The organism is Caulobacter sp. 1776, assembly GCF_040545685.1.
Classification (GTDB): Bacteria; Pseudomonadota; Alphaproteobacteria; order Caulobacterales; family Caulobacteraceae; genus Caulobacter.
Genome location: NZ_JBEPMI010000006.1, coordinates 149,238 through 166,114, shown reverse-complemented (window position 1 = coordinate 166,114; position 16,877 = coordinate 149,238). Strand labels below are relative to the sequence as shown.

Sequence of the window (16,877 nt, the reverse complement as noted above, 5' to 3'; positions counted from 1 at the left end):
ACAGGGACCGGTAACCCAGGCCCGTAAATATAGTCTCTCAATCACCCGAGCGCCCGTCGCTTGGCGGGGCCCAGGTGATTTTTTCGGATCGTCGACTGGCGGTCGCAAAAAACCTGGGCCCCGCGCGGGGCGGGGTTTCGGTGTCGTTTTAGCCCTTCAGGACCTCGAGCAGGGTTTCGCCCAGCTTGGCCGGCGACGGCGAGACGCGGATGCCCGCCTCTTCCATCGCCGCGATCTTGTCCTCGGCGCCGCCCTTGCCGCCCGACACGATCGCGCCGGCGTGGCCCATGTGACGACCGGGAGGAGCCGTGCGGCCGGCGATGAAGCCGACCATGGGCTTCTTGCGGCCGCGCTTGGCTTCGTCCTTCAGGAACTGAGCCGCTTCTTCTTCGGCCGAGCCGCCGATCTCGCCGATCATGACGATCGACTTGGTGGCTTCGTCGGCCAGGAACAGTTCCAGGACGTCGATGAACTCGGTGCCCTTGACCGGGTCGCCGCCGATGCCGACGGCCGTGGTCTGGCCGAGGCCCGCGTTGGTGGTCTGGAACACGGCTTCGTAGGTCAGGGTGCCCGAACGCGACACGACGCCGACCGAGCCTTCCGAGAAGATCGAGCCCGGCATGATGCCGATCTTGCACTGGTTGGGCGTCAGGACGCCCGGGCAGTTCGGGCCGATCAGGCGCGAACGCGAACCGGCCAGGGCCTTCTTGACCTTGACCATGTCCAGCACCGGGATGCCTTCGGTGATGCAGATGATCAGCGGGATCTCGGCTTCGATGGCTTCCAGGATCGAGTCGGCCGCGAAGGGCGGCGGGACGTAGATCACCGAGGCGTCGGCGCCGGTGCGGTCCTTGGCTTCGGCGACGGTGTCGAACACCGGCAGGCCGATATGGGTCTGGCCGCCCTTACCCGGGGTGACGCCGCCGACCATCTTGGTGCCGTAGGCGATGGCCTGCTCGGTGTGGAACGTGCCTTGAGCGCCGGTGATGCCCTGGCAGATGACCTTGGTTTGCGAACCGATCAGAACCGACATTTAGCGGGCGCCCTTCACAGCGGCGACGATCTTCTCGGCGCCGTCAGACAGATCGTTGGCGGCGATGACGTTCAGGCCGCTTTCCGAGATGATTTTCTTGCCGAGTTCGACGTTGGTGCCTTCCAGGCGGACGACCAGCGGAACCTGCAGGCCGACTTCCTTCACGGCGGCGATGACGCCTTCCGCGATGATGTCGCAGCGCATGATGCCGCCGAAGATGTTGACCAGGATGCCCTTCACGGCCGGATCGGCGGTGATGATCTTGAAGGCCGCGGTGACCTTCTCCTTGCTGGCGCCGCCGCCGACATCCAGGAAGTTGGCCGGCTCTGCGCCGTACAGCTTGATGATGTCCATGGTGGCCATGGCCAGGCCCGCGCCGTTGACCATGCAGCCGATTTCGCCGTCCAGGGCGATATAGGCCAGGTCGTACTTCGAGGCTTCGATTTCCTTGGGGTCTTCTTCGCTCTCGTCGCGCAGGTCCTTGATGTCCGGGTGACGGAACAGCGAGTTGCCGTCGAACGACAGCTTGGCGTCCAGGACCTTCAGGTGATCATCCGCCGTCACGATCAGCGGGTTGATCTCGAGCATGGCCATGTCCTTGGCCATGAACGCCGTATAGAGCTGGTTCAGCAGCGAGGCGGCTTCCTTGGCGAGGCCCCCGGTCAGGCCCAGGGCCTTGGCCAGGGCGCGCGCGTGGGTCGGCCACACGCCGGTCGCCGGATCGATGGTGAAGGTGTGGATCTTCTCGGGCGTCGAGTGGGCGACGTCCTCGATGTCCATGCCGCCTTCGGTCGAAGCGACCACCGAGACCTTGCTCGAGGCGCGGTCAACGAGAAGCGACAGGTAGAATTCCTTGGCGATCGCCGCGCCTTCTTCGATGTAGAGGCGGTTGACCTGCTTGCCCTTGGGGCCGGTCTGGTGGGTCACCAGCACGCGGCCGAGCATTTCCTCGGCGTTGAGGCGGACCTCTTCGACCGACTTGACGACGCGGACGCCGCCCTTGGCGTCGGGGCCCAGGCCCTCGAACTTGCCCTTGCCGCGACCGCCGGCATGGATCTGGCTCTTCACGACGAAGACCGGCCCGCCCAGCTTTTCGGCGGCGGCGGCGGCTTCGTCGGGCGTGAAGGCGGCGAAGCCGCGCGGCACGGGAGCGCCGAACTCGGCGAGTACGGCTTTGGCTTGATGTTCGTGGATGTTCATGAGGGCCCGGTCTCGACGACGGCTTTCTGAAATGTGGCCGGGTTATAGGAGCGGTATTTCGCAGGCGCAACCGCGTGAGGACGATAAGGTGAAGGCTTGCGCGCTTATCTTGTCGCGCAGGACACCCACGCCGCCGGTTTGGGCGCTCCTGAAAAGGGAAACCCTTGACCCTGCGGAAGTGTTACCGGTCACACCCTTTGGGTGGCGAATGGCTGTCCACCGGTGTCAGTCGGCATCGTCCTTCAAGAAACATACGATCAGCGCCGCGATCGCCGCCGCGTCGCGGTCGCCGCTGTCCTTGGCCGGCAGGTAAGCGTTGAAGTTCAGGCCGTTGAGATCCATCGCGCCGACATCGACGCCGTCGCGGCTGAAGATGTAGCCGATGGTCCCGCCGCCGGTGAGCGGCAGGCCGCTCTCGACCACCTTGGTCTCCAGCCGATAGGTGCGACCGCCGAAGCGCAGCTCGCCGGCCCGTTGAGGCTGCTGCAGCCGGCTGATGAACGTCCCCTTGGACCGCGCCATGGCGAACGCGGCGTCGACTCCGGCCTTCGCGCCCTCGAAGGTGCAGACGTATTGCAGCCGGTCGTGCTTGAAGGTGATCCAGCTCAGACCCAGCCGCCCCTCGCCGCCGCCGCAGTAGACCACTATCTCGCCCAGGCTCGGCGAGGTCACGTGGATCTCGACCTTGGCCTTGCTGCCCTTGAAGAACGGCATCGCGGTCGTGGAGGAGACGCCGCCGTAATAGCCCTCGTACTCGCCCAGTTGAAAACCAGGCCGTAGCAGGCGTGGCCCCTTCTTGCCCTGCAGCTTGACCTTCTCGGTGCGTTCGGTGATCGGCGCCGCGGCGCGCGCCGGAACGGCCAGGGCCAGGCCCATGGCGAGCGAAAGTGCGATAGCGACGGATTTCATGGCGAGCCCTCCCCGATTGAGCGTCGAGGCTGAGCTTGCCACACACCGGCGTTATCTCAACGCTCCATTCAACGTGGAGATGAAACCGACGCCGATCCCCGGCGCTCTAGCCTGCCCCAGCCGACCCGGCCGCCCTGGATAGCGGTGACCACCGACTTGACCACGACGTAATACATCAGCTGGCGATAGCCGAACCGCTGCACCGGCAGGAACGGCAGGTCGGCCCACGGCGCGCGCTTCTCCAGGGCCATGCCCAGGGCCCCGGCCGAGAGGTCGACCGCGATGAACACCGCCCAGTAGGCCAGGCCCAGCAGCATGTCGTCGGGCCGCCACTCCACCGGATGGGCCACCGCGCCATAGAGGCCGGCGACCAGGCTCCAGACCACCGCCAGATCGACCAGCGGCGCGGCCACGGCCAGGATGATCTGGAACAGCCAGATCTGCGGCAGGGCCACGAAGCCCAGCACGGGCGTCTTGGTGTTGAACATCGCCTTGCGGTGCTTCCACACGCATTGCAGCGTGCCGAACGACCAGCGGAAGCGCTGCTTCAGCAGGCCGCCGACGGTGTCCGGCGCCTCGGTGTAGGCGCGGGCCTCGGGATCGAAGGCCACCTTCCAGCCGGCGCGCTGGCAGGCGATGGTCAGGTCCTGGTCCTCGGCCAGGGTGTCGGCCGGATAGCCGCCCAAGGCGTCCAGCACGCTCTTGCGCCAGGCCCCCACGGCGCCCGGCACCACGGTGACCGCGCCCAGGGCCGACAGCGCCCGCCGCTCCAGGTTCTGGGCGGTGACATATTCCAGGGCCTGCCAGCGGGTGACGATGTTCAGGCGGTTGCCGACGATGGCGTTGCCGGCCACGGCGCCGACGTCCGGATCCTGGAACCAGCGGGCCAGCCGGCCGATCGTCTCGGGCGGGAACAGGGTGTCGGCGTCCAGCGCCACGACGAACTCGCCCCTGGCCACGGCCAGGCCCCGGTTCACCGCCCGCGCCTTGCCTCCGTTCTCGAAGGACAGCAGCGTCACGCGCGGATCATCGGCGAAGTGATCGCGCACCTCCTGCGCCGTACGGTCCTTGGAGCCGTCGTCCAGGACCAGCACCTCGAGGTTCTTCCAATCGCTCTCCAGGATCCGCGCCACCGAGGCGGCGATCACCTTCTCCTCGTTGAAGCAGGGGATCAGCACGCTGACCAGCGGACCGTTGTCGCTGTCGAGATCCGCCGGCTCTTCGTGGGTCCAGAAGCGGTGGACCAAAGCCAGGCTGGCCAGGAACACCAGCCGCGCCACGCCCAGGAAGATGGCGGTCACGAACAGCCAGGTCATCACCGCCTGCGCCCAGCGGAAGAAGTCGAAGCCCAGGCGGTCCAAAGCCAGGTCCAGCGCCGTGCGCGAGGTCGGCGGCATCACCTGCTGCGACGTCATGCCGGCCAGCTCGCCGACCGTGACCAGGCGATAACCGCGCGCGCGGATGGCGTCTATCAAGCCCGGCAGCGCCGCGACCGTGCGGCTGCGGTCGCCGCCGGCGTCGTGCAGCAGCACCACCTGCCCCGGCCGGGCGCCGGGATTGTCCAGCCGGTCCAGGGTGCGGTCGATGATCGTCTGCGGGTTGGGCTTCTGCCAGTCGTCCGGGTCGATGCGCAGGCCGACGGTCATATAGCCTAGGGTCTGCGCGATCACGAGCGGGGCCACCTCGTGCGGAGTCGACGGCTCGGCGTCGCCGAAGAACGGCGGCCGGAACAGGCGCATCGAGCGGCCGGTCAGCACCTCGAACAGGCGCTGGGTGGCGTTCAGCTCGACCTGCACCTGCGGCAGCGGCGTCTCGGCGATGTTGGGATGGGTCCAGCTGTGACCGCCCACGTCGTGGCCCTCGGCCACCTCGCGCTCCACCAGGTCCGGACGGCGCTGCATGTTCTGGCCGATCACGAAGAAGGTGGCCGGGGCGTTCTTCTGCTTGAGGATGTCCAGGATCTTCGGCGTCCAGCGACCGTCGGGACCGTCGTCGAAGGTCAGCGCCACCAGGCCCTTCTTCTGGCCGTAGCGCTCGATCACGTACGAGCTGGGAATGACGTCGTAGGTCTGGCCCGAGATCAGGCCGGTGTCGGGGTCGAACTCCAGGCTGCGCTTGCCCGGCGTCGGCAGCTGGGCGATCCGCAGCACCTCGCCGCCGCCGTCGAAGTCGACGCCCTGCCCATTCGCGAGGGTCGTCAGCCCGCCGGCCGAGGCCTGGCCATAGGGCTTGCCCAGCAGCGACCAGACGCCCGGATCCTCCATGCCCATTCGCCACAGGCCATAGCCGCGCGGCTTCCAGGGATCGGAGACCTTGACCTGGTTGAACAGGGTGACGGCGTCCAGGAACCAGACGACGTGATCGTCGCCGTTGTCGTCGGTATAGGTGTAGGTCGGGTTCAGGGCGTCGTCGTCCATGCGGATGGTCGCCCCGGCGTCCTGGGCATTGCGCATGGCCTCGTGGAAGGTCGCCGGCGCGCCCGAGGCGTGGCTGCCGTCCTTGTTCAGCGTCCAGTCGTAGCCATAGGCGCCCAGGGCCAGCACGGTGTGGTTCGGGTCGAGGGAAGCGAAGCGCTTGCCCAGCTCGGCCTCGTACCAGTCCTGGCCGGCGTTGGGGCCCGGATCGCCGAGGGCGTAGTGCTGGTCGTAGGCCATCAGCACCAAGGTGTCGGCGCTCTGCTGCAGGCGCTTGAGCGGCCAGCCCTCCTCGTCGAACGGCGCGGTGACCCAGACCTCGCGGCCCGAGCTCTTCAGCGCCGCGCGGGCCTCGTCGAGGAACTTGGGATACGCGGTCAGGCCCTTGGCGGATAGCGCCTCGAAGTCGAAGACATAGCCGCCGTAGCCGCGCTGGGCGGCCAGGTTGACGAGGTTGCCGATCAGCTTGGCGCGCGCGGCCGGGTCAACCAGCAGGGCGTCGGCCAGCGGGCCATTGAACGCGGCGTTGGCCGAGTTGTGGACCAGGGGCAGCACGGCCGGATGGTTGGGGGCGGCGGCGATTCGCGCCGCGCCTTCCGGATCGTCGACGAGGCCGATCTCCCCCTTCGAGCCGTTGATCGCCACCCACTGCGGCGAGACCACGTCCAGCTTGTCGATGTTGCGGCGCAGGGACTCGCGGCTGTCCTCGTCCCAGGCGACGTAGAAGCCGACCGAGAGCGGCCGGGCGGCGGCGTCGTTCGGAGCCGCCTTGGGGCGCGGCACGCGGCGCCAGGACTTCACCGGCTTGGTCTTGCGCGGGCTTTCCTGGTGCAGCGACGTCAGGACGTGCGGGTCCTTCAGCGGCGCGTCGGGCAGGCGCGGGGCGAAGGCCAGGGTGGCGACGAAGCCGGCCACGACCGCGGCGATGGCCGAGATGACGATCCCGAGAAGCAGCTTGGCCCGCCGCTCACGCTTGCCCGTGGGGTCGTGAAAGATATGGCGGTCTTCGGGGGTCATGGCGGCGCTCGTGATCTTCGCGCGTCTTGATACCCGATCTTGGCCGAAGCGTGACCGTCGAAACCCACGCCGCGTTCGCGCCCTACTCGACCCAGTCCTTCTTCAGCCGGGTCGAGGCCAGGGTCAGCAGAGCCGCCGCGCCCAGATAGAAGGCCAGGCCCCAGTAGATCGCGTAACGCATGGACTCCGCGCCGTAGGTCGGGGCCAGCTTGTCGGAGACGAAGCCGAAGAACCAATAGCCGACGGCGATGCCCAGCAGATTGTTGATCAGCAGGAACAGGGCCGAGGTCGTGCTGCGCATGGCGGCCGGGGCCAGATGCTGGACGGCGGTGACCACCGGGCCCAGCCAGGCCAGGTTCAGCCCCGTGGGGATCAGGAACAGCACGAAGGCCACGGCCAACGCCTTGGCGTTCATCGCCGCGAAGAAGCACGGCAGAGCGATCAGGAAGCAGACGGCGGGCGCCAGGGCGTAGGCGCCCTTCGACTTGCCGCCGAACTTGTCGCCTAGGAAACCGCCCAGCCAGATGCCAGCCACGCCGCCGAAGAAGGCGATGGCGCTGTAGTAGATCGAGGTTTCGACCAGGGTCAGGTGCAGGCTGCGGATGAAGAACGACGGCAGCCAGAAGGCGACGCCATAGCCGCAGACCGACGAACAGGCCGCGCCGAACGCCAGCAGCCAGAACGAGGGCTTGGGCAGGACGGTGGCCAGCACCGCGCCGAAGCCCGGAACCTTCGCGGCGACAGGAGCCTCGCCTGGGGCGACGTCGAAGCCCCCGCGCGGCGGATCCTTGACCACCAGCTTGAACAGCGGGGCCAGCACCACGCCGGCCGCGCCGACCGCGATGAAGGCCATGCGCCAGTCGACATAGGCGGCGATCAGGCCGCCGAACAGCACGCCCAGGGCCGTGCCCAGCGGGATGCCGAACGAATAGGCCGCCAGGGCCCGGGCCCGCTGATGCTTGGGAAAATAGTCCGAGATCAGCGAATAGGCGGGCGGCACGCCGCCAGCCTCGCCGACGCCGACGCCCATCCGGCACAGGAACAGCGACCAGAACCCGCCGGCGAAGCCGCAGGCCATGGTGAAGCCGCTCCACACCGTCAGGGCGGCGGTCATGATCCAGGTGCGGCTGAAGCGGTCGGCCAGCCAGGCGATCGGCACGCCCAGGGTGGTGTACAGCGCCGCGAAGGCCAGGCCGCCCATCAGCCCCAGCTGGGTGTCGGTCAGGTGCAGCTGCGCCTTGATCGGCTCCTTGAGGATGCCGAGGATCTGCCGATCCAGGAAGTTGAAGGTGTAGGCCAGGATCAGCATCGCCAGGACCACGTAGCGGTAACCCGCCTTCACCGGCGCCCCCGCCTCGATCCGCCGTTCGCTCATGCCCCTGCCCCCGGTTACGCCACCAGCTACATAGAAAGAGGGCGAGGCCTGTTGCAGCAAGCCCCGCCCAAGATGTTCGCCTAGATTTGTTAGAACGCCACCTCGATCGAGCCGGCGATGGTGCGCGGCGGGCCGTAGAAGCCGATCACCGAGTTGTTGTAGGTGGCGACCCCGAAGTTATAGCCGCCGGTGCGGTAGCGTTCGTCGGTCAGATTCTTGCCAGTCAGGGCCAGCTTGTAGCGACCGCCCGGCGCGGTCCAGATCGCCGTCAGGTCGACCAGGGTGAAGGCCTTCTGGTCCAGCAGCGGCAGCGGCTGCTCGAACTGCTGGTAGTCGTCGCGGTAGCTGACCATCGGGGTGATGGCCAGGTTGCCGCCGCCCAGCTCGCCGCGCCAGGTCAGGCTGACATTGCCAGTCCACTGCGGCGTGTTCTGGAAGCCATACAGGTCGGCGACGTTGATCACCTGGCCCGTCGCCAGCGTGGTCGAGGGGTTCAGCGGGTTCGGCGCGCCGGCCGGCACGAAGCGGCTGAAGCGGTCGTACTTGGCGTGGATGTAGCCCAGCGCGACATTGCCCGAGAGATGCTGACTGAGCTTGGCGTTGGCTTCGAACTCGACGCCGTACAGGGTCGAGGCGCCGGCGTTGTCGACCGAGCTGGCGATGCCCGAGGGCACCACGACCTGGGTCGTGACCTGCTGGTCGGTATATTTCGATAGGAAGGCCGCCGACGAGAACGAGACGCGACGGTCGAGCAGTGAGCCTTTCAGGCCGGCCTCGTAGGTCTTCACGACCTCGGGCTTGTAGCCATTGACGGTCTGCGGCGTGATGAACGCGTCGCCGCGCATGTCCCAGCCGCCCGACTTGTAGCCCTTGGAGAACGAGGCGTAGGTCGTCAGGTCGTCGGTCAGGTCGTACGAGGCCGAGATGCGCGGCGTGAACTGCTCGAAGGTCTTCTCGGCCTTGTAGTCCGTCCGCACCTGCAGGATCGGGCGCGGGGCGCCGTGCTGGAACGGGGTCGGCGTCGCCCCGAGATAGAAGTAGCGGAAGACGTTGGCGCGCTTGGCGTCGCGGGTGGCGCGGGCGCCCAGCGAAACCTTGAACCTGTCCGTCAGGTTGGCGCTGAAGTCGAAGAACGCCGCGAAGCTCTGGGTGTTGACCTTGCCGCCGTCGGCGATGGCCACGCCCAGATTACCGGCGATGGTGTCGAACTCGCCCGAGGCCTGGCTGTTCATGTAGTAGAGGCCGAACACGCCCTGGACGTTCTCGTCCGCGTAGACGGCCTGCAGTTCCTCCGAGAAGGAGCGGTCGTCATAGGTGGCCGGCACGTCCAGGGTCGGCAGCGGCGTGCCGTCGAAGTCGATCATCGTCTGGGTATGGCCGCGGCGGTTGGCCGTGATCGACTTCAGCGTGATCTTGTCCGTGGCGTTCCACTGGCTGGTCAGCGACAGGCCCTTGGTCATCACGTGGTTCTTGTCGCCCAGGCCCGCCTGGGTGTCATAGACGTCCAGCACCTGATAGCCGCCGACCAGCGCCGGCAGTTCGCGGTGGCCGTGGCGGGGATTGGAGTTGTCCTCGACGCGGTCGTAGGCCAGGCGGAAGAACAGGTCCTCGGTCGGCTTGTACTCGGCGCTCAGGCGATAGGCGTGGACGTCCTTGTCGTACTGGTCGGCGCCGGTGGTCAGGTTCGAGCCGTAGCCGTCGCGCTTGTAGAGAGCGTAGGCGCCGCCGATCGACAGGCCGGTGTCGCCGACGGGCGTCTGGGCCGAGACCAGCACGTCCGTCTGATTGTAGCTGCCGTAGGTCACCTTGGCCTTGGCGGCGGCTTCGTCGCCGAGGCGCTTGGTCACGTACTTGATCGCGCCGCCGATGGTGTTGCGGCCGTAGAGCGTGCCCTGCGGACCGCGCAGCACTTCGATGCGCTCGATGTCGAAGATGTCCAGCACCGCGCCTTGCGGACGGTAGATGTAGACGTCGTCGACATAGAGGCCGACGCCGGGCTCGTAGCCCCAAAGCGGATCCTGCTGGCCCACGCCGCGGATGTAGCTGATCAGGGTCGAGTTCGAGCCCCGGGCGGTCTGCACCGTGATGTTCGGGGTGGTCTGCTGCAGGATGGTGATGTCCGTGCCGCCCTGCTGCTCCAGCTTGGCGGCCGAGAAGGCCGAGACGGCCACCGGGACGTCCTTGAGGTTTTCCTCGCGGCGACGAGCGGTGACGACCACCGCGTCCACCGAAGCCGAATTGTCCGCCGCCGGAGCCTGCTGCGCCGACGCTACGCCCGCGATCGTGCTCCACGCCGCGCCAGCCAGCAGCGCGGCCTTCCACATCGAAGTCATGGGTTTCCCCTCCCTTGCGTTCCGCCCGTCCCGGGCCGGATCCGTCTTGCGCGGACGCGTGCTCGGGAGTTTCGCCAATTCATCGAACAGCGAATTGCGACCACCATCACCTGAACCGGCGCCGCGCGCCAGTCCTTTTTTCATCAAGTGATGAAAATGGATCGAGGGCGGAGGATCAGCGCAAGGAAGAGCCCTTGGCGATCACGGCGTCGAAGCCGGCCGCGCAGTAGGCGAACAGGCGCGCGCGGACCGCCTCCAGATCGCTGGAATGGCACTCGCCTTCCGACAGCGAGTCGATCCGTCCGGTCTCGGACAGGGCCAGCATCATCGATCCGGTCAGGAACTGATAGCACCAGTAGAGGTCGCGATACTCAGCTTCGGGACGGACGGTCTTCAGGGTCTCGACCAGGCGATGGACCACGGGGTCGAAGAACCGGGCCATGGTCTCGCCGCCCCAGGCCGGGGTGTTGTTCACCTGGGCCACCAGGGCGAAATAGCTCTTCCAGCCGGGACCGCCGTCCTGGGAGATGCGCAGCAGCGGATCGATGAAGGCCTCGATCACGCCCTCGACGGTCATGGTCGCCCCCTCTTGGCCTTGGGGGTCATGGGCCTTCAGATAAGCGTCCATCGAGGCCTCGCGGGCCTGGTTCAGGATCTCGGCCCGGCGCAGGAACACCGCGTCGAACAGCTCGCGCTTGGCTCCGAAATAGTAGTGAATCAGGGCGGTGTCGACGCCGGCCTCGGCCGCCACCTGGCGGGTCGTCACGCCATAGAAGCCGTGGCGCGCGAACAGGCCCTCGGCCGCGTCGAGGATGGTTTCCTTCAGGTCCAGGCCCTTGGCCTTGGACGGACGGCCCCGCCCGCTGGAACGGGCTCCAGAGCGGGACGAGGGCTTGGCTGCGGTCATGGAACGGCCCCGCCGTGGTTGCGCTCCGTCCTCGGATAGGCGCAACCCGGCGGGGCTGGCAAGGATCACCGTGACGTCAGGCGCCGACAAAGACGCCGTGAAAGGTCACCGGCAGGGCCACCGGGGCCCGCCAGGCGGCGATCGGACCTTGCTGGACGTGGCGCGCGTCGAACACATGCAGCTCGGTGGCCTTGGCGTCCAGATTGACCGTCGCGCCGACCAGCCAGCCGTCCAGCTCCTCGGATGAACCGGGGCGCGGGACGAAGACCATCTCCTCGACCAGGTGGCGCGGACCGAAGTCGAAGACCTGATCGCTGTCGCGCTTCCAGTCGCGCACCGCCACGCCCTGGAACAACGGCCGGTCGGGCCGCTCATTGGTGACATGAACGGAATACCGACGCGCCTGGCCGGCGCAACGCGGATCCGAGCGCGGGAACTCGGCGCTGATGGTCTCCTTGGCGAACTCGCCCTTGCCGTCGGCGCGCAGGGTGATCAGGGCTCGGCGCGGCGGCGCGGCGCGCACCCGCTCGCCGCGCAGGATGGCCCCGCCGTTGGCGGCCGTGCCCGACGGATCCTCGTCGACGCAGGCGTCGAAGCGGATGGTCCCGTCGGACTCCTCCCAGGCGTCGCCCAGGTGGAAGAAGAAGAACGGCGGCAACTCGAAGACCCGCTGCTTGCTGAGATCGTCCTTGTCCAGCACCAGCACCTGGGTTCCCAGTTCCGGCTTCCAGACCATCGAGGTCGAAAACGGCATCACGAACCGCTCCTGCAGCCAGGGCTGCAGCACCAGCACCAGGTGACGCGCGGTGGCGGTGAAGTCGTGCATGTAACTGCCGCGCGGCAGCTTGATCATTTCGGCCTTCAGCAGCGACCCGTCGGGCGCCAGCTTCCAGACCACCGCCTGTTTGCCGCCCAGCCCGATGTTCCAGATCGTCCCGTCGGGCTGGACACGCGGATGGGCCAGGAAGGGCATGCCCTTCAGGTCCGGGCGCAGGGTCTTGACGCCGCGGGTCTCCAGGGTGACGGGATCCAGAGCGGTGGGCGAACCGCCCTCCCACAGGGCCCACAGCTCGCCGCCGGCCATCAGCACCGAGGTGTTGGCGGCGTTGGCGTCGTCGGGGCCGGTGATCACCGAGCCCTTGCCGGCGACCGTGCCGAAGCCGGGGGTGATCACGGCTTTGGCCGCGGCGTCGTTGCGGCGCTTCACGGTGTCGACGAAGCGAGCGGAGATCCGCGCCTGGCCGTCGGCGATCTGGAACTTGCGCACCATGCCATCGCCGTCGAACCAGTGGCCGACCGAGCCGCCTGGCCGGCGGAACTTGGCCGGGCCGTTGCGGAACAGCGTCCCCGTCAGGTCGGCCGGCGCGCGGCCGTGCAGCCGGGTCATGGCGGTCGGCGCGAGGTCGGTCTCGACGTCGGCCAAGCCCAGGGTCCAGTCGTTGGCCGCGGCGGCCCAGACCGCCTCGGGGGTCAGCAGGGAGGCCCCGCCCAACAGGGCCGCGCCGCGCAGGATATCGCGCCGGTTCATGATCCCTCTCCCTATTTCAGGTGGATGGCTTGGGCGTTGGCGCCGGCCTTCACCGCGAAGGCGGCGGCGTCGAAGGCCGGCGGGCCCATGTTCGGCTGGGCGTCGCGCGAGAAGCCGTACGGCTCGACCGGCAGGCCGAACGGGTTCACGCCCATCTTGCCGTTCTCGTCGACGTCCTGGAACGCGCGGACGGCGTAGGTCCCCGGCGGTAGGGCGACGATTTTAGCGGCGGGCGCGGCGTCGGCGGCCGAGGCCATGGCGACGCGGACCGGCTTGCCGGAGCTCCAGCCCTGCGGGCTGCCATAGACGGCGATCATTATCTTGCCCGACGTCGAGGCCAGGGCCGGGAAGGTCAGGGTCAGGTCGCCGAACGCGTCCTGGGCGTGGGCGGCGGGCGCGATGAACGCGGCGGCGGCGGCCAGGGCGAGGGCCAGAGGGGAGATGAGCGTCTTGAACGGGATCATGGCGAGGTCCTTTGTCGATGAGGTTGAAGGGGGTCAGCCCAGGAACACGGTCCAGAGCAGGCGACCGGGGATGAAGGCGAACAGGCCGGCCAGCAGCAGGCCGCCGACGAACATGCCGGTCATGGCCCGGCGATGGGTCGCGACCTTGCCGCGCTTGATGGCGTAGACGGCGCCGGGCAAGCCGACGATCGTCCAGCCCGACAGCAGATGGATGAAGCTGAAGGCGCCGTGGTTCAGTTCACGGATGAACAGCGAGCTGACCGCCGTCGAGCCCATGGCCAGCACCCACGTCCAACCCAGCAGCTTGTGCATCGCCGTGCCCTTCACCCGCATCATCAGCGCAACGCCGATGGCGAGCGCGGTCAGGGCCGAGGCCAGGTGCAGCTGGATGACCGGCGGGGCCTCGACGATCCGCGAGACGTCCGGCGCGTGAGGCTGGAAATGGATGCGGTCGGCATAGCTGGCGACGCTGGTCAGCAGCTTCGGCGAGGCGACCGCCACGATCAGCATCGCGGCCCCGACGCCAAACACGGCGTTGCGGAGAGCGATCCAGCGGTCTTGCGAGATTGACTTGCCTTGCGCGGCCATCTTGCTTCACTCCGGTTCGGGGCGGGGCGGTGGATCGCCTCGCCGTCGAAAACCTTGGTGGAGTGGGCGTGTCCGCATCTCAATCGTCGTTGCGCCAGTCGCCGGCTTCGTTTCGCGAACGGCTGGCCGACGCCGTTCACGCTTCGCGAACGGCGATGACCGCCAAGGAGAGCTTGCGGGGGTTCGCGGTGTCGGCGGTGGCCGGGGTGTTCCTGGCCCTGATTGGCGCGTTCGGCACCAATGCGGTCCCGGTGGTTCCGCGCCTCGCCTACTGGACGGGCCTGTGCCTGGCCGGGGCGATCGTCGGCACGGCGGTCAGCCATTTCATCGGGCGAGAAGGTCGGGCCGACGCGCGGCCGTGGCTGTACGGCGCCCTGACCGTGGTGGGCGTCACCCTGCCCTTCACGGCGGTCGTCTGGCTGGTCAGCGAGCTGACGTTCCACGGCGACGTGCGCCTGGCCGCCCTGTCGCTGTATCTGGGGCCCGTGTTCATCGTCACCGTGGCGATGACGGCCCTGAACTTCCTGGTCCAGCGCCAGCCGGTCGAGACCCACGCCGCTCCGGTCGGCGCCCCCGAGCCTCGCTTCCTGGATCGCCTGCCGGCCAAGCTGCGCGGCGCCGAGCTTTATGCCGTCGAGGCCGAGGACCACTATCTGCGCCTGCACACCTCGCGCGGCCAGGACCTGATCCTGATGCGGCTGTCAGACGCCGTGGCCGAACTGGAGGGCATCGAGGGCGCCCAGACCCACCGCTCGTGGTGGGTGGCCAAGGCGGCGGTCGAGGACGCCCGGCGCGGCGACGGCCGAGCGACCCTGCGGATCAAGGGCGACATCGAGGCGCCCGTCAGCCGCGCCTACGCCAAGGCTCTGCGCGCGGCGGGCTGGTTCTGAGAACTGGGTTCGGTCGTCAGCCGTAGTGGATGTCCGCGCTACCGGCGCCCGTGCCGACCGTCAGTCCCGTGACCCCGACCAGCCGGATCAGGCCGTCGCCGGTATTGACCCCGACCGTGGCGTCCTGGTGGTAGATGAAGGTGTCGCCGCCGTACTCGAAGACCGCCGTGGCGTTGGCCGCCACCTGGCTCGAGACGTTGATCAGCGCCTGCTCCAGGGTCGTGGCCGAACCGGCGCTCAGGCCGGTGACGACGGCCGGGATCTCGACGCCGAGATTCACGTGGTCCACGCTCTTGGCGAAATCGGTGACCGTGGCGAACATCGTCGCCTTGCCGTTCTCGATCATCAGGTTGGCGAACCGCGGGGCGGACAAGCCGTCCTGATAGATCGAGAGGGTGTCGGCCCCGCCGCCCAGCGTGAAGGTCTGCTTGGCGTAGCCGCGGAAATCGGCGCTGACCCGATCGCTCTCGCTGGACAGGATGATCGTCTGCGCGATGGACGTGTACGCGACGCCGATGCGCGTGGCGGTCACCCCGGCCGAACCCGAGGCGTCCACGTTGTAGGCGTCGAACGCCGCGGTCAGGCGGCCCGTCCCGGTGATCACCACCGACGAATAGTCCGTGACCCCGACGCTGGCGCTCTTGCCCGAGCGGATCGTGTCCAGAACGCTGTCGCTCTGCACATGCAGGTACAACGGGCCTTCGTTGCCGGTGACCAGCAGCTTGGCCGGCGTGGCGTTGCTGCTGGTCACGCCGTTCAGATAGGCGTGCACCGACTTGGCGCCGACCTCCGTCGAGGACATGCCGGAGAACACGAGGCCCAGGTGGTAGTTGGCCGTGAGCGTGCCGCCGCTGATCCCGTCCATCTTCAGCGCCACGCCATCGGCGAGGTCGTCGATCCTCACGGAGTCGGCCGAGCGCAGGGTGATGTCCTTCAGGCCGGTATAGCCCGTGGCGACGAGGGGGGCGATGAACGTGCCCGCGGGGACCGTGAACGACAGCTTGAAGTTCTCGAGCACCAGGTGCTCGACATTGGTGACCTTGGTCTTGTCGAACAGGTCGGAGTCGGCGCCCATCACCACGGTGTCGTTGCCCGCGCCGCCATCGATGATCGCGCCGTTGATGACCTTGCCGATGGTGATCAGGTCGTTGCCGGCCCCGCCGTTGATCGTGCCGTTGGGCGCGCCGCCCAGAACGGCGACCGAGGCGTTCAGCTGGCCCACGGTGATGGTGTCGTTGCCGTCGCCGCCATCGACATAGCCGCCGACCGCGCCCGAGAAGGTGATGGTGTCGTGGCCGCCGACGGTGGCGATGGTCTGGGACGCGTTGCTGTCGGTCCCGGTCACCGTGTCGTTGTTGGCCGTGGACCGCAGGTCGGGTGTCGCCGCGTCGGGGCTCACGCTCTGGCTGGAGGTCACCGTGATCGTGGCGCCGGTCGAGAACGTCGGCTGCTGGCCATAGACGCCCAGGAGGTCGATGTTGAACGCGGCCTGACCGTCGTTGGCGAGATCGGCCAGGAACGCGTCATTGGCCTTGGCGTAGACGCCCAGGTCCGCCTTGACGGCCTCGTTCATCAGCCAGCCGACCATCGCCGCCTTGGTGCCCTGCCCGTTCAGGCCGTCCTGGCCATAGGCGGCGAAGTACTGGGCGCGAGCGTAGAAGCCGCCGAGGCCATTGGGCACCTGGTCGTTGAGGATCGCGTCGATCTTGCCGGCCGCCGGCGCGAAGCCGAAGATTTCCGTATAGGCCTTGGTCGCCGCCGCCGTCAGGTCCAGCGCCCCATAGGCCGCCGCGAAGCGCGCCGCGCCCTCGCCCGCCTTGCCCAGGTTGATCGCGAAATTGATGTAGCGGTTCTCGGCCGTATAGGTCGTATAGGCCGCCGAGTTCAGGTTGTTGGGATTCTCGCCGGTCGGCGAGACCAAGTAGTCGAGGCCGCCCATTCGCGGCGTCACGCCCGTGAAGAAGGCGTAGGCCAGGTTGGCGACTGAGGTCGAGGCGTACGCCATCTTGCCGATCTCGACCCGCGCGTCCGTCAGGCTGAGAGTCGACGCGTCAACCTGCTGGGCCAGCGTCTGCAGCTTTGCCAGATCGGCGCTGGGAATGTTCGAGAACGTAATGCGCATGACGTCGGCATACGCGGCGCCTAGAACTTGAAGCGTGGCCATAACTCAACCTCCGGAAATCGAACGTCCCCATGAGTATTGAATTTGCTGTATAGCG

General features: G+C 67.9%; 12 protein-coding genes. 1 reads left to right on the top strand and 11 read right to left on the bottom strand.

All coding sequences use genetic code 11. From position 1 onward, the window contains the following. Positions 1-148: 148 nt before the first annotated feature. The 10 genes from sucD to ABIC66_RS16910 all read right to left on the bottom strand — a co-directional run bounded on the left by sucD (position 149) and on the right by ABIC66_RS16910 (position 13,768). Positions 149-1,033: a succinate--CoA ligase subunit alpha gene (gene sucD / locus ABIC66_RS16955; RefSeq protein WP_354071455.1), complete on the bottom strand. Its 885-nt coding sequence runs from the start codon at positions 1,031-1,033 to the stop codon at positions 149-151. After that, positions 1,034-2,233, bottom strand: a complete 1,200-nt coding sequence (gene sucC, locus ABIC66_RS16950) for an ADP-forming succinate--CoA ligase subunit beta (protein ID WP_354071454.1) — start codon at positions 2,231-2,233, stop codon at positions 1,034-1,036. A 225-nt stretch (positions 2,234-2,458) separates the two neighbouring features. Next, the gene (locus ABIC66_RS16945) at positions 2,459-3,142 is read right to left on the bottom strand and encodes a hypothetical protein (RefSeq protein WP_354071453.1); all 684 of its coding nucleotides are present in this window, start codon (positions 3,140-3,142) and stop codon (positions 2,459-2,461) included. A 68-nt stretch (positions 3,143-3,210) separates the two neighbouring features. Continuing rightward, the gene (locus ABIC66_RS16940) at positions 3,211-6,573 is read right to left on the bottom strand and encodes a glycosyltransferase (RefSeq protein WP_354071452.1); all 3,363 of its coding nucleotides are present in this window, start codon (positions 6,571-6,573) and stop codon (positions 3,211-3,213) included. 82 nt (positions 6,574-6,655) lie between these two features. Continuing rightward, on the bottom strand, positions 6,656-8,005 hold the full coding sequence (locus tag ABIC66_RS16935) for a spinster family MFS transporter (RefSeq protein ID WP_502910373.1): 1,350 nt from the start codon (positions 8,003-8,005) through the stop codon (positions 6,656-6,658). A gap of 32 nt (positions 8,006-8,037) precedes the next feature. After that, positions 8,038-10,281, bottom strand: coding sequence for a TonB-dependent receptor (locus tag ABIC66_RS16930; protein ID WP_354071450.1), 2,244 nt, complete (start codon positions 10,279-10,281; stop codon positions 8,038-8,040). Positions 10,282-10,456: 175 nt separating this feature from the next. Further along, positions 10,457-11,188, bottom strand: a complete 732-nt coding sequence (locus ABIC66_RS16925) for a TetR/AcrR family transcriptional regulator (RefSeq protein WP_354071449.1) — start codon at positions 11,186-11,188, stop codon at positions 10,457-10,459. A 76-nt stretch (positions 11,189-11,264) separates the two neighbouring features. Further along, positions 11,265-12,716: a carotenoid oxygenase family protein gene (locus ABIC66_RS16920; RefSeq protein ID WP_354071448.1), complete on the bottom strand. Its 1,452-nt coding sequence runs from the start codon at positions 12,714-12,716 to the stop codon at positions 11,265-11,267. A gap of 11 nt (positions 12,717-12,727) precedes the next feature. After that, positions 12,728-13,180, bottom strand: coding sequence for a DUF2141 domain-containing protein (locus tag ABIC66_RS16915; protein ID WP_354071447.1), 453 nt, complete (start codon positions 13,178-13,180; stop codon positions 12,728-12,730). Positions 13,181-13,213: 33 nt separating this feature from the next. Continuing rightward, positions 13,214-13,768 (bottom strand): DUF2306 domain-containing protein, encoded by a 555-nt coding sequence (locus tag ABIC66_RS16910; RefSeq protein ID WP_354071446.1) that lies wholly within the window; start codon positions 13,766-13,768, stop codon positions 13,214-13,216. On the opposite strand from ABIC66_RS16910, the gene ABIC66_RS16905 reads away from it, so the two are divergent. Further along, a complete protein-coding gene (locus tag ABIC66_RS16905) occupies positions 13,747-14,658 on the top strand; it encodes a LytTR family DNA-binding domain-containing protein (protein WP_354071445.1) in 912 nt (303 codons plus the stop codon). The genes ABIC66_RS16910 and ABIC66_RS16905 overlap by 22 nt on opposite strands. Positions 14,659-14,674: 16 nt before the next feature. Here ABIC66_RS16905 and ABIC66_RS16900 read toward each other — a convergent pair whose 3' ends face one another. Continuing rightward, positions 14,675-16,822 (bottom strand): hypothetical protein, encoded by a 2,148-nt coding sequence (locus tag ABIC66_RS16900; RefSeq protein ID WP_354071444.1) that lies wholly within the window; start codon positions 16,820-16,822, stop codon positions 14,675-14,677. Between the last annotated feature and the right edge of the window lie 55 nt (positions 16,823-16,877).